Here is a 13,114-nt window from a genome sequence, read left to right as displayed (position 1 = left end):
TTCAATGGCGCTGGATATGAAGTTGTTGTTGGACCAGCCATAAAACCCCGCGAAGTTGCAGCTGATAAATAGCCTCAGCCGTTCGGGTGAGGGAATGCTCAAGCCTGAAGTGGCTTTAGGGTCAAGATTTAAAGTGCCTGATATCAATGGCTTGTGCCTGTTTTAGACAGCCGGTCACTGACTGCCCCAAGTAAGGTGATCCATTGTAGGAGTGAAGCTTGCTCGCGATGGTCGTTAACGCTACTGCGTATTGAGTGGAGACGCGCGGTGCTCTCAAGTTCATCGCGGGCAAGTCGGATCGCCGCCCGCTCGCTCCTACAAACTGATCATGTGTTATTTACTGTTTCAATATATGTCTAAGTTCAGCGGGAACTTATATTAATACAGCGGGCAGTGACGGTTGCCTATATGGCGTAATTGTCATTTTGACGTCAGAAAGTTGATAGCCCATGGTCATGTCGCTGATATCGACGGCGATAAAAAAGGCGCCCGTGAAAGGGCGCCGGAAGATCCTCTCTGGCAAAGGAGCATTATCGCCAGAGAGGAGTAGAGCTCGGGGCGTTTCAGGCGTCCGGTTGCGCAGGGGTGCGGCTCGGATCCTCGACGGGTGCCTGGGGTTTTTTCCCGCTCTCGGAGGATGTCTGTTCGCTATCGGTGCGGGGTATCTGCTGGCTGATGGGGAAGTTGTCCCAGTAGTGCTTCATGCGTTCAGCGCCGCCTTCGGCGAACGCTGCACCCGAGCTGGCAATCATCAGACCGGCGAGCAGGAGTGTGGAGGCTTTCATGTGCGGTGTCCCATTGACGGTTATCGGAATTCCGTCGCGTCCCTGTGACGAAGCAGTGAGAGAAGTCTGATGCGATCTTATTAACGGGGGGTTAACAGGGCGCTGAAGGCGGGATGACAATTCTGTCATCCCGGATGAGAGGCACTGACGGCCCACTGATATGGGCCGTGTAGGAAGAAGGGCGGGTTACAGCTTCCAGCCCAGGCTCAGGGTCATGGTGCGCGGTTCGCCCCAGTAGACGCCGTTATAGAAGCCGACCCGTTCGTAGTACTTCTTGTCGAACAGGTTGGTGACGTTGAGCGAGGCCGACAGGTGCGGGTCGAACTCGTAGCGCGACATCAGCCCGGCCACGCTGTAGGCCTGCTGATGGATGCGGGTGTTTTCGGTGACGATACGCCCGTCGCCGTCGCGCCCCACCGGCCGCCGGCTGCTGCCGTAGATTTCGCTTTGCCAGTTCAGGCTGCCGCCGACGGTCAGCGCCCGCCACTGGCCCGGCAGGCGATAGGCCGTGGACAGGCGCAGCATGTTCATCGGCTCACCGCCGTTGGCGCGCTGCTTTTCGCCATCCAGGGCATGGGTGTAGGTGTAGCCGGCGGTGAGGTTCCAGCCCGGGAGGATTTCCCCCGAGACCTCGGCCTCGAACCCTTGCACCTTGCCGCCTTTGCCGCCCGACTTGTAGAACTCCTCGCCGGTGACCGGGTCCGGCGGCACCGAACTGTCCAGTTCGGCGACGTTGTCCTGCTTGCTCCAGAACACCGCGGTGGCCAGGTTCAGGCGTTCCTCCAGCAGGCTGCCCTTGAGCCCCAGCTCGTAGTTGCTGCCGACTATCGGTTCGAGGTATTTGCGGCTGGCGTCGCGCTCGGTCTGGGGCTTGAAGATGTCGGTGTAGCTGACATACACCGTGTATTCGGGGGTGAGGTCGTACAGCAGGCCGGCGTAGGGCGTCCACATGTCGTTGTGCTGCTGGCGGGTGTCCTCGAAGCTGGTCAGCTGGTTGTTGGCGTCGTAGCTGCGAGAGCGGCTGTGGGCGCTCCAGCTGCCGTAACGGCTGCCGAGCACCGCATGCAGGTCGTCGCTCAGGCTCAGGCGGGTGGCCAGGTAGCCGGCCTTTTGCCGGGTGCTGTCGCCGGAGCCGGGCAGGTTGGTCACGGTGTCGGGAAACTTGGCGATGCCGCCCATGTATTTCCAGTCGGTGATGCTGGCGTAGCCCGGCGGTGTCGGGCCGTCGACGGTGTAGGGCGACGACTCGCGGCGCTCGGCCTCGCCGTAGCCCAGCATCAACTCATGCTCGCGGCCCAGCAGGCTGTAGGGGCCGGCCAGGTTGAAGTCGTACACGCGCATTTTCTGCGTGCCGATCATATGGCTGGCCCAGGCGGTCATGCCCGAGCGGTCGGCTTCCGGGAAACCGGCGCCGCCGTAATAGACCTTGCCGTCGCTGTCGCTGTCGCGGTGGGTGTAGGCGGCTTTCAGGTGCCAGTCGTGGCCCAGGCGCTGGTCGAGGGTGGCGAAGGCGGTCTTGTCCTTGAGCGGCCAGGAACTCCAGTGCGCCGCCATGTTGGTGGCGCGCGGCAGGTTGGCCTTGCCGCCCGAGGCGTTCCAGTAGGGCACGGTGCCCCAGGAGGTGCCCTGGACCTGCTTGTCCTGGTAGTCGTAGCCCACGGCCAGGGTGGTGCTGTCGGTCAGGTCGGCCTCGAGAATGCCGTAGCCGACTTCCCGCTGCAGCTGGTAGTGGTCGCGAAACGACTGGCTGTCACGATAGGCCAGCACCGTGCGCCCGCGCAGGCGACCGTCGAACCCCAGGGGGCCGCCGACATCGACGTAGCTGTAGTAGTTGTCGTAGCTGCCGCCACTGACGCCGGCCTTGGCTGCCCATTCGTGGGTCGGCCGCTTGCGCACCATGTTGACCGTGGCCGAAGGGTCGCCGGCGCCGGTGGTCAGGCCGGTGGCGCCGCGGACCACCTCGATGCGGTCGTAGATGATGGTGTCCGAATCGGACTTCATGCGGTTGAAGGTGTTGAGCATGCCATCGATCTGGAAGTTGTTGATGGAGTAGCCGCGGGAGGAATAGATCACCCGGTCGGAGTCCAGGTGCTGGACCACCACCCCGGTGGTTTGCCCCAGCACTTCGGACAAGGTATCGAGTTTGAAATCGTCCATCTGCTGGCGGGTCACCACCGACACCGATTGCGGGGTTTCCTTGATCGACAGGTTCAGGCGCGTGGCGGTGTTCATGCTGCCGGTGGTGTAGGAACCGCTGTTTTCCGTGGTCGCGCCCAGGCCCTGGGCGGTGACGCTGGTGGCATCGAGCTCCAGGGCCTGGGCGCCAGGCTCGGCACTCTGCGCGGGTTCGTTTTCAGCCAGCAGCCCGGGGCTCAGAACCGCGCCGCACAGGCCGAATGTCAAAGTCATGGAACGGGTGAATGGCGCGAACATCGCTGCCGTCTCCTTGTCGTCGAGGGAAAAAATCCGTTTGCACTGAGACGAAAAGGAGGAAGGGTATTTAGGTTAAACGAGAATAATTATTATCTTTCAGATACAACAATGCCCCATGAAGGGGCATTGAAGGCCGGTAGTACGGGGCTGCGTGAGCCCCGTAGGAAAAGGCTTATTCTGGCATCGCTTATTTCTGTGAGATTTATTTTTGTACCACCGCGGTGGGTGGCGGCGCCTTGGGCTTCATCAGGCTGAAGTCGATCAGGGCTTTCTCGTTGCGCTCATAAGGATTGCCGATCAGCAGCGGGCGCGGCTTGAAGCTGTCGCTGACCAGGCTCTTGCTGCGGTCCAGCTCGTCGGAGCTCAGGCCGGCCATGTCGGCCCAGGTATGGATCAGGTGCGAACTGCTGTAAGGGCGGCCGAGGTCGCCGGCGAAGTTCCAGTCGTGGTCCTGCTTCCACTTCGGCGAGGCCCAGGCGATGAAGGGAATGGTGTACATCGGCGCGGTCGGCTTGCCTTCGTTGCGGCCCAGGGTGTTGTGGCCGGCGGAGTCGAACACGTCTTCGCCATGGTCCGACAGGTACAGCAGGAAGCCATTGGGGTCGGTCTTGGCGTAGTCCTTGATCAGGCTCGAGACCACGAAGTCGTTGTACAGCACCGCGTTGTCGTAGCTGTTGTAGGTCGGTACCTGGTCGTCGCGCACGCCGGCCGGCACGCCGTTGCGGTCGGTGAACTTGTCGTAGCTCGGCGGGTAGCGGTACTGGTAGCTCATGTGGGTGCCCAGCAGATGGACCACGATGAACTTGCGCGGCGCGCCGTCGGCCAGCGCCTTGGAGAACGGCTCCAGCACGTCGCCGTCGTACTGGCGGGCGTTCTGGTTGCGGTTGTTGTTCAGGTACACCTGCTCGTCCGCCTGCTCGGAGAAGGTGGTGAGCATGGTGTTGCGCTTGGTCATGGTCTGCTGGTTGGTGATCCAGTAGGTCTTGTAGCCGGCCTGCTTCATCACGCTGACCAGGGACGGGGTCTTGAGGTACAGGTCGGGGTTTTCTTCGTCGGCGAAGGTCAGTACCTGCTGCAAGGCTTCGATGGTGTAGGGGCGCGGGGTGATGACGTTGTCGAAGATCGCCAGCTGGTCCTTGAGCTTGTCCAGCTCCGGCGTGGTCTGGCGCGGGTAGCCGTAGAGGCTCATGCGCTGGCGGTTGGTCGACTCGCCGATCACCAGGACCAGGGTCGACGGCTGGTTGGCCATGCTGTCCTTGAGGTTGTGCAGCGGCGGGATCTTGCTCACGTTGTCGAGCATGCCCTGCATGTTTTCCAACTGCTCGCGGTAGCGCCGGTAGGCCACCACCATCTGCCATGGCACCGCGGGCTCGATGCGCGTCTCGAATTTCTCCAGACCGCCGGCGAAGCTGCCGGTGCGTGCGGTCTGCTTGATCAGCGGGTAGCCGATGACGGCGATCAGGATTGCCATGGCCGCCACCAGCGCGCGGCCGCGTGGCAGGTAGACCGGGCGCAGGCGGGTCCAGAGGAAGATGGCGAAAGCGGTATGGGCGAGGAACGCCAGCACCATCCACCAGGCGAAGTACTGGGTCAGGTACTCACCGGCTTCGGAGGGGTTCGACTCGAACATGATGAAGATGACGCTCTGGGAGAACTCCTGCTGATAAATGAAGAAGTAACCCAGGCTGGCCATGGAACAGGCCCAGAGCACCACGCCTATGACGGCGGCCATCGCGCGGGTGCGGGCCGGGAACAGCAGCACCGGCGCCAGCCAGATCGCGCTCATGATGAACGCCTGGCGGAAACCGGCGAAGCCGGAAGTGTCGGTCAGCTGGATCAGTAACTGGGTGATGCCGGAGAAGTACCAGAAGAACAGGAAGAGCCAGCCCAGGCCCGCCCAGTCAAACCCTTTCGCGGACGTCTTGTCGCGTTTAAACACAGCCATCGAGCGCTCCAGCTTCATTGAACAGGACATTCGCCGGAAAGCTTCGACTACCTCGGCGAACGCGCGCCGCGCCCGTGGGGCGGCAATATTGCGCCGGAGTATCCATAAGAAGGTGTGAAAACTTTGTGAGTTGGTACCTGCGTGTCAGATAATGCCGTCGCCAGGAGGCGGGTAGGGTAAAAGGCGACGGGCAAAAAGAAGCCGGCGATCCATCGAGGACTCGGCCGGCTTCATTAACAACCTGTTGCAAGGACCGGCCACGGCGGGCGGGTTCCTCGGATCCTCAGGCGTGGAGCTGGGTGACGGCAGCCACCTGACCCTGGTTCTGCAATGCCAGGCGCAGTTGCGCCAGCTCTTGCTTCAACTGGTCGCGCTCGTTCTTCAGTTCGCGCAACTCGTCACGACGGATAGTGACGTAGAGGGTTTGTGCAGGTCGTGCCGGTAGTACTGTGCCCATTGCTCACCTCGCAAATGGCGTGCATCAACTGTGGTCCGGCCGCTCGAATTCCGGGGCCTGAAACACTATCGGCGGCAATTTTGATTTCTTTTACCGGCAAAGGGAACTTTTTTATTTTCAGCGGTCGTTGTGCCTTCGCGGCGATTCGCGTCGTTATCCACTCACTGCTTGGGAAACACTGCTTTAGGAAACTTAGTCCAGCCGCTCTGGACTAACCCTCACTGGCCTCGTTGGGCTATAACCTTTTGACACAATTTAGTAGTAAGGAGCATCAGCACATGCAACTGGGGATTATCGGACTGGGCCGCATGGGCGGGAACATTGCGCGGCGCCTGATGCTCAATGGGCATGAAACCGTGGTCTATGACCGCAACAGCGCTTTTGTCAGCACCCTGAGCGGCGAAGGCGCCAAGGGCGTCGCCGACCTGCCGGCCCTGGTCGCTGGCCTGGAAAAGCCACGCGCGGTCTGGGTCATGCTGCCGGCTGGCGCACCCACCGAAGACACCATCGAAACCCTCAGCCAGTTGCTCGAACCGGGCGACGTGATCATCGATGGCGGCAACACCTACTATAAGGACGACATTCGTCGCGCCCAGGCGCTGGCGGAAAAGGGCCTGAACTACATCGACGTCGGCACCTCCGGCGGCGTCTGGGGCCTGGAGCGCGGCTACTGCATGATGATCGGCGGCGACGCCGAGGTGGTGCGCCGCCTGGACCCGCTGTTCGATGCGCTGGCACCGGGCATGGGCGACATCCCGCGGACCAAGGACCGGGTGGCTGAAGACGATCGCGCCGAGCGCGGTTACATCCACGCCGGCCCCGCCGGTGCCGGGCACTTCGTCAAGATGATCCACAACGGCATCGAGTACGGCATGATGCAGGCCTTCGCCGAGGGCTTCGACATCCTCAAGACCAAAGCCTCGCCAAGCCTGCCGGAAGACCAGCGCTTCGACCTCAACGTCGCCGATATCGCCGAAGTCTGGCGCCGCGGCAGCGTGGTCTCGTCCTGGTTGCTGGACCTGACCGCCGATGCCCTGGCCAGCGATCCGCAACTCGACGGTTTCTCCGGCGAAGTGGCCGACAGCGGTGAAGGTCGCTGGACCATCGAAGCCGCCATCGAGCAGGCAGTGCCGGTTCCTGTGCTGTCGAGCTCGCTGTTCGCCCGTTTCCGTTCCCGCCAGCAGAGCACCTATGGCGACAAGATGCTGTCGGCCATGCGCTTCGGCTTCGGCGGCCACGTGGAGACTCCGAAAAAATGACCTCCTCGCGAAAGAAGTCCAAGGCTCAACCCGCTCCACCCACCACACTGTTTCTGTTCGGCGCCCATGGCGACCTGGTCAAGCGCCTGCTGATGCCGGCGCTGTACAACCTCAACCGTGACGGCTTGCTGGATGAGGGGTTGAAGATTGTCGGCGTCGATCACAACGCGATCAGCGATGTGGACTTCGCCAAGAAGCTCGAGGACTTCATTCGCACCGAGGCCGCCGGCAAGGTCGGCAACGGCGCGCAAGCGCTGGACCCGGCGCTCTGGGCCAAGCTGGCCAATGGCATCAGCTATGTCCAGGGCGACTTCCTGGATGACAGCACCTACGACGCGCTGGCGGCGAAAATCGCCGCCAGCGGCACCGGCAATGCGGTGTTCTACCTGGCCACCGCACCGCGCTTCTTCAGTGAAGTGGTGCAGCGCCTGGGCGCGTCGGGGTTGCTGGTCGAAGGCGACAATGCGTTTCGCCGGGTGGTGGTCGAAAAGCCGTTCGGCTCCGACCTGCAAACGGCGCAAGCGCTCAACGAATGCCTGCTCAAGGTGATGAGCGAGAAGCAGATCTATCGGATCGACCATTACCTGGGCAAGGAGACGGTGCAGAACATTCTGGTCAGCCGTTTCTCCAACAGCCTGTTCGAGGCTTTCTGGAACAACCATTACATCGACCACGTGCAGATCACCGCGGCGGAAACCGTCGGGGTGGAAACCCGTGGCAGCTTTTATGAAAACACCGGCGCCCTGCGCGACATGGTGCCCAACCACCTGTTCCAGCTGCTGGCGATGGTCGCCATGGAACCGCCGGCCGCCTTTGGCGCCGATGCGGTGCGCGGCGAAAAGGCCAAGGTGGTGGGGGCGATTCGTCCCTGGAGCACCGAAGATGCCCTGGCCAACTCGGTGCGTGGCCAGTACGTGGCGGGCAAGGCAGGCGACAAGCCGGTGGCCGGCTACCGCGAAGAGGCCAACGTGGCCGCGGACAGCAACACCGAAACCTACGTCGCCCTCAAGGTGATGATCGACAACTGGCGCTGGGTCGGCGTGCCGTTCTACCTGCGCACCGGCAAGCGCATGAGCGTGCGCGACACCGAGATCGCCATCTGCTTCAAGCCTGCGCCGTACGCGCAGTTCCGCGATACCGAGGTCGACCACTTGCAGCCGACCTACCTGCGCATCCAGATCCAGCCCAATGAAGGCATGTGGTTCGACCTGCTGGCGAAAAAGCCCGGGCCGACCCTGGACATGGCCAATATCGAGCTGGGGTTCGCCTACAAGAACTTCTTCGAGATGCAGCCTTCCACCGGCTACGAGACGCTGATCTACGATTGCCTGACCGGCGATCAGACCCTGTTCCAGCGCGCCGACAACATCGAGAACGGCTGGCGTGCGGTGCAGCCGTTCCTCGATGCCTGGAAGGAAAAGGCCAAGGTCCATATCTACCGGGCCGGCGAAGACGGACCGGCGGCCGGCGACGAGTTGCTGACCCGCGACGGCCGTGAATGGCACAGCCTCGGATGAGGGGCGAGGGGCAGCATCCCATCCAGTTCCTGCTCAGTGATATGGACGGCACCTTGCTGCTGCCCGATCACAGCCTGAGCCAGCGCACCATCGCCGCGGTACGCGCGCTGCGCGAAGCCGGGGTGTACTTCAGCCTGGCCACCGGGCGGCCGCCGCGGGCCATGTTGCAGCAGATCGAAGCCTTGGGCGTCGACCTGCCGACCGCGGCGTTCAATGGCGGCACCATCGTCAATCCCGATGGCAGTTTCCTGGTGCGCCACCCTGTGCCGGTAGCGGTCGCCAACACGGTCCTGGCGCTGCTGTCGCCGCAGCCGGAAGTGGAGGTCTGGGTGTTTGCCGACGGTGAATGGCTGCTGCGCAATCCCCACGGGCCGATGGTGCCGCGCGAGCAGCATGGCCTGGGTTATCCGCCCGTGGTGGTGGAGTGTTTCGATGACTATCTGCCGCGCATCGACAAGATAGTCGCCGCCAGTGCCGACACCGAGCTGTTGGTGGAGCTGGAGGCGCGTTTGCTGGCGCAGGTCGGCGGGCAGGCGCAAATCTCCCGTTCGCAGCCGGTGTACCTGGATGTGACGGCGTTGCAGGCCAACAAGGGGCAGGCGCTGATCACCCTGGCGGAGTTTCTCGGGGTGCCGCTGGAGCGCACCGCGGCGCTGGGGGATGGTGGCAACGACCCGGCGATGTTCCAGCAGGCCGGGTTGTCGATTGCCATGGGCCAGGCCGAAGCGGCGGTACAACGCCAGGCCGACCTGGTGACGGGCAGCAATGTCGCCGATGGCGCCGCCGAAGCGATCGAACGATTTATCCTGCCGCGTTGAAGCAACACCTGTAGCCGCTGCCGCAGGCTGCGATCGACCCGCAGGGTCGCGGCGGTCTCCAGATCGCTGAAGGCCTTCGGCCTTATCGCAGCCTGCGGCAGCGGCTACAGGTTTATCGTTCGCGGCCCGAGCCTGTGGTAGCGGCTACGGGTTTACAGCCAGTAACTCACCGCATACCAGCCCAGCACACCCATCACCAGGGTGTAAGGCAATGCCATCCATACCATGCGCCCATACGACAGGCGCACCAGCGGCGCGATCGCCGAGGTCAGCAGGAACAGGAACGCCGCCTGGCCGTTGGGCGTGGCCACGCTCGGCAGGTTGGTGCCGGTGTTGATCGCCACCGCCAGGGTCTCGAAGTGCTCGCGGCTCATCTGCCCGGAAACGAAGGCCTGCTTCACTTCGGTGATGTAGATGGTGGCGACGAACACGTTATCGCTGATGGCCGACAACAGCCCGTTGGCGATAAACAGCATGCCCGGCTGCTGGCCCGCCGGCAGCGCCAGCACCCACTGGATCAGCGGGGTGAACAGCTGCTGGTCGTGAATCACCGCCACCACCGCGAAAAACACCACCAGCAGGGCGGTGAACGGCATCGCATCCTTGAAGGCGTTGCCCAGGCGATGCTCGTCGGTGATGCCGGTGAAGGCGGTAATCAGCACGATCACCATCAGGCCGATCAGGCCGACCTCGGCGATATGCAGGGCCAGCGCGGCAATCAGGATCAGCGCGGCCACGCCCTGTACCAGCAGCGCCGCGCGTTGCCGGTCGGTGCGTTCGGCGTTGTCTTCGGCGGCGTAGTTGGCCAGCACCGCGCGCACGTTGTCCGGCAGCAGGGTGCCGTAGCCGAACCAGCGCAGTTTCTCCAGCAGCATGCAGGTCACCAGACCGGCCACTAGCACCGGCAGGGACACCGGGGCGACCTTGAGGAAGAAGTCGGCGAAGTGCCAACCCATTTCATGGCCGATCAGCAGGTTCTGCGGCTCGCCCACCAGGGTGCAGACGCCACCCAGGGCGGTGCCCACCGCGCCATGCATCAGCAGGCTGCGCAGGAAGGCGCGGAACTGTTCCAGGTCCTGGTGATGCAACTGAGGCAGGTGCTGGTCGTCGTTGAATTCGCTGTCCTGGCGCGGGTCGTTGCCGGAGGCCACCCGGTGATACACCGAATAGAAGCCCACCGCGGCGCTGATGATCACCGCGGTGACCGTCAGCGCGTCGAGAAACGCCGAGAGGAAGGCCGAGAGAAAGCAGAACAGCAGGCCCAGCAGCGCCTTGGAGCGCACCCCCAGCAACAGCCGGGAGAACAGGAACAGCAGCAGTTCCTTCATGAAATAGATGCCGGCCACCATGAACATCAGCAGCAGGATCACCGGGAAGTTGTGCACCAGTTCGTCGTACAGCGCCTGGGGCGTGGTCATGCCCAGCGCCACGGCTTCCAGCACCAGCAGGCCGCCGGGCATCAGCGGGTAGCACTTGAGGGCCATGGCCAGGGCGAAGATGAACTCGGCCACCAGCATCCAGCCGGCCGCCACCGGGCCGACCGTGAACAGCAGCAAGGGGTTGAGCAGCAGGAAGGCGAGGATGCTGGCTTTGTACCAGCGCGGTGAATGGCCGAGAAAGTTGTGGGTGAAAGCCTGGGCCAGTGAACCGGACATTGGCTGCTCCTTGTATTGACGAAGCGCGCAACTTGCCGCAAGCACCGGTGAAGATCAAGAAACTCTGAAACCTTTTGCCACAAATGCCACCGAGGCCCGTGCAGGAGCCGATAAACCAGCTCCTGCGGGCCGCGTCGGTCAGTCTTCGCGTTTGACCACCAGGGTCAGGATGTCGTAGCTAGCCACCAGTTCACCCAGCTGGTTAGTGACCTCCACGTCCCAGGCCACCACGCCCTGGGGGATGCCTTGCGGGCTCTTCTTGCCCTGGTCGATCTTGCGCTTGCAGGTCAGGCGCGCCTGGATGGTGTCGCCGATGCCCACCGGATTGATGAAGCGCAGGGTATCCAGGCCGTAGTTGGCCAGCACCGGGCCCGGCGCCGGGGACACGAACAGCCCGGCCGCCGCCGACAGCACGAAGTAACCGTGGGCGATGCGCTTGCCGAACTGCGACTCCTTGGCCGCGATCTCGTCGAAGTGCATATAGAAGTGGTCGCCGGACAGGCAGCCGAAGTTCACCAGGTCGGCCTCGGTCACCGTGCGCCTGTGGGTCAGCAGCGACTCGCCGATCTGCAGGTCCTGGAAGAACCGGCGGAACGGATGCACCTCGGTCTCGATGACCTTGGCGCCCCGCACGTATTCGCCGGTGACCGCCGCCAGCATGCTCGGCGAGCCTTGCACCGCCGCCCGTTGCAGGTAGTGCTTCACCGCGCGCAGGCCACCGAGCTCTTCACCGCCGCCGGCGCGACCCGGGCCGCCGTGCTTGAGCTGCGGCAGCGGCGAGCCATGGCCGGTGGATTCGGCGGCGGATTCGCGGTCCAGCACCAGCAAGCGCCCGTGCCAGGCCGCGGCCACCGGGATGGCCTTGGCGGCGATGTGTGGATCGCGGGTCACCAGGCTGGCCACCAGGCTGCCTTTGCCTCGCGCGGCCAGTGCCAGGGCTTCGTCGAGGTCGTCATAGGCCATCAGCGTGCTGACCGGGCCGAAGGCCTCGATATCGTGGGCGCCGCCTTCGGCATGCGGGTCGCGAGCCTGCAGCAGGGTTGGGGCGAAGAACGCGCCCTGGCTGATGTTTGTACCGCGCGGCTCGAAGCCGTCGCGGGCGCCGAACAACAGGTCGCTGCTCTGTAGCAGGCTCTCCAGGCGTTCGGCCACATCCCGCTGCTGGTCGTGGGAGGCCAGCGCGCCCATGCGCACGCCTTCCACCGCCGGATCGCCGACCACCACCTTGGCCAGCCTGTCGCGCAGGCGGCTGGCGACCGCGTCGATGTGCCTGGCCGGCACGATGGCGCGGCGAATGGCGGTGCATTTCTGCCCGGCCTTGGTGGTCATTTCCCGGGCCACTTCCTTGATGAACAGCTCGAACTCTTCATCGTCCGGGCTCACGTCCGGGGCGAGGATCGCGCAGTTCAGCGAGTCGGCCTCGGCATTGAACGGCACCGAGTTGCGAATCAGCTGCGGATTGGCCCGCAGCTTGGCCGCGGTGTCGGCCGAGCCGGTGAAGGTCAGCACGTCCTGGCCCTGCAGGCGGTCCAGCAGGTCGCCGGTGCTGCCGATCACCAGTTGCAGGCTGCCGGCGGGCAGCAGCCCCGATTCATCCATCAGGCGTACCACGGCTTCGGTCAGGTAGCTGGTGGCGGTGGCCGGCTTGACGATGCACGGCATGCCGGCGAGGAAGCTCGGGGCGAACTTTTCCAGCATGCCCCAGATCGGGAAGTTGAAAGCATTGATATGCACCGCCAGGCCGCCGCGGGGCACCAGGATATGGGTGCCGGCGAAGCTGCCGAGCTTGCTCAGCTGCAGCGCCGGGCCTTCGTGGACGATATTGCCCGAGGGCAGTTCCCGCGAACCCAGGCTGGCATAGGTGAACAGGGTGCTGTTGCCGCCCTCGATGTCGATCCAGCTGTCGGCGCGGGTGGCGCCGCTGTGGTGGGAGATCGCATACAGCTGTTCCTTGCGTTCGCTCAGGTACAGCGCCAGCGCCTTGAGCCGCTGGGCGCGCTGCTGGAAGTCCAGGGCCATGAGGGAGGCGATGCCCTGGCGCCGGCCATGGTCGAGCGCCTCGGCGAAATCCAGGCGCTCCTCGTGGGTGCGGGCCAGTTCGTGGCCGTCGATGGCGCTGCGCAGCACCTGGGCGCCGTGTTGGCCGATCCAGCGGCCGGCGATGAAGCTTTGCAGGGTAGGGGCGTGAGGCATCACGATTCCTCCGGATGATGAATGAGGCCGGCGCGGCCAACGACCGCGCCGG

General features: G+C 63.7%; 9 protein-coding genes. 3 read left to right on the top strand and 6 right to left on the bottom strand.

Features of this window, described 5'->3' with window-relative positions:
• Positions 1 to 563: 563 nt before the first annotated feature.
• The 4 genes from DK261_RS12740 to DK261_RS33185 all read right to left on the bottom strand — a co-directional run bounded on the left by DK261_RS12740 (position 564) and on the right by DK261_RS33185 (position 5,620).
• Positions 564 to 785: a hypothetical protein gene (locus DK261_RS12740; RefSeq protein ID WP_009048859.1), complete on the bottom strand. Its 222-nt coding sequence runs from the start codon at positions 783 to 785 to the stop codon at positions 564 to 566.
• Between the two features lie 186 nt (positions 786 to 971).
• Positions 972 to 3,218, bottom strand: a complete 2,247-nt coding sequence (locus DK261_RS12735; RefSeq protein ID WP_110175797.1) for a TonB-dependent siderophore receptor — start codon at positions 3,216 to 3,218, stop codon at positions 972 to 974.
• A 202-nt stretch (positions 3,219 to 3,420) separates the two neighbouring features.
• On the bottom strand, positions 3,421 to 5,163 hold the full coding sequence (locus DK261_RS12730) for a phosphoethanolamine transferase CptA (protein ID WP_110175796.1): 1,743 nt from the start codon (positions 5,161 to 5,163) through the stop codon (positions 3,421 to 3,423).
• Positions 5,164 to 5,446: 283 nt separating this feature from the next.
• Positions 5,447 to 5,620, bottom strand: coding sequence for a DUF6026 family protein (locus tag DK261_RS33185; RefSeq protein ID WP_007922719.1), 174 nt, complete (start codon positions 5,618 to 5,620; stop codon positions 5,447 to 5,449).
• Positions 5,621 to 5,865: 245 nt separating this feature from the next.
• Here DK261_RS33185 and gnd point away from each other — a divergent pair, with 245 nt between their 5' ends.
• Genes gnd through DK261_RS12715 form a run of 3 tightly spaced genes read left to right on the top strand, consistent with a single transcriptional unit; the run spans position 5,866 to position 9,214 of the window.
• Positions 5,866 to 6,879, top strand: a complete 1,014-nt coding sequence (gnd, locus tag DK261_RS12725) for a phosphogluconate dehydrogenase (NAD(+)-dependent, decarboxylating) (protein WP_223815583.1) — start codon at positions 5,866 to 5,868, stop codon at positions 6,877 to 6,879.
• Positions 6,876 to 8,396, top strand: coding sequence for a glucose-6-phosphate dehydrogenase (gene zwf / locus DK261_RS12720; protein ID WP_028682393.1), 1,521 nt, complete (start codon positions 6,876 to 6,878; stop codon positions 8,394 to 8,396). Before gnd ends, zwf begins: the two co-directional genes overlap by 4 nt.
• The gene (locus tag DK261_RS12715; RefSeq protein WP_016704774.1) at positions 8,393 to 9,214 is read left to right on the top strand and encodes an HAD family hydrolase; all 822 of its coding nucleotides are present in this window, start codon (positions 8,393 to 8,395) and stop codon (positions 9,212 to 9,214) included. The genes zwf and DK261_RS12715 overlap by 4 nt, the downstream gene beginning before the upstream one ends.
• A gap of 152 nt (positions 9,215 to 9,366) precedes the next feature.
• Here DK261_RS12715 and nhaB read toward each other — a convergent pair whose 3' ends face one another.
• The gene (nhaB, locus tag DK261_RS12710) at positions 9,367 to 10,869 is read right to left on the bottom strand and encodes a sodium/proton antiporter NhaB (protein WP_009048865.1); all 1,503 of its coding nucleotides are present in this window, start codon (positions 10,867 to 10,869) and stop codon (positions 9,367 to 9,369) included.
• A gap of 138 nt (positions 10,870 to 11,007) precedes the next feature.
• On the bottom strand, positions 11,008 to 13,062 hold the full coding sequence (gene paaZ / locus DK261_RS12705; RefSeq protein ID WP_110175795.1) for a phenylacetic acid degradation bifunctional protein PaaZ: 2,055 nt from the start codon (positions 13,060 to 13,062) through the stop codon (positions 11,008 to 11,010).
• Positions 13,063 to 13,114 lie beyond the last annotated feature (52 nt).

This window comes from Pseudomonas sp. RW409, from assembly GCF_003184125.1.
GTDB classification, from domain to species: Bacteria; Pseudomonadota; Gammaproteobacteria; order Pseudomonadales; family Pseudomonadaceae; genus Aquipseudomonas; species Aquipseudomonas chlororaphis_I.
This window is presented reverse-complemented; position numbering and strand designations above follow the sequence as displayed.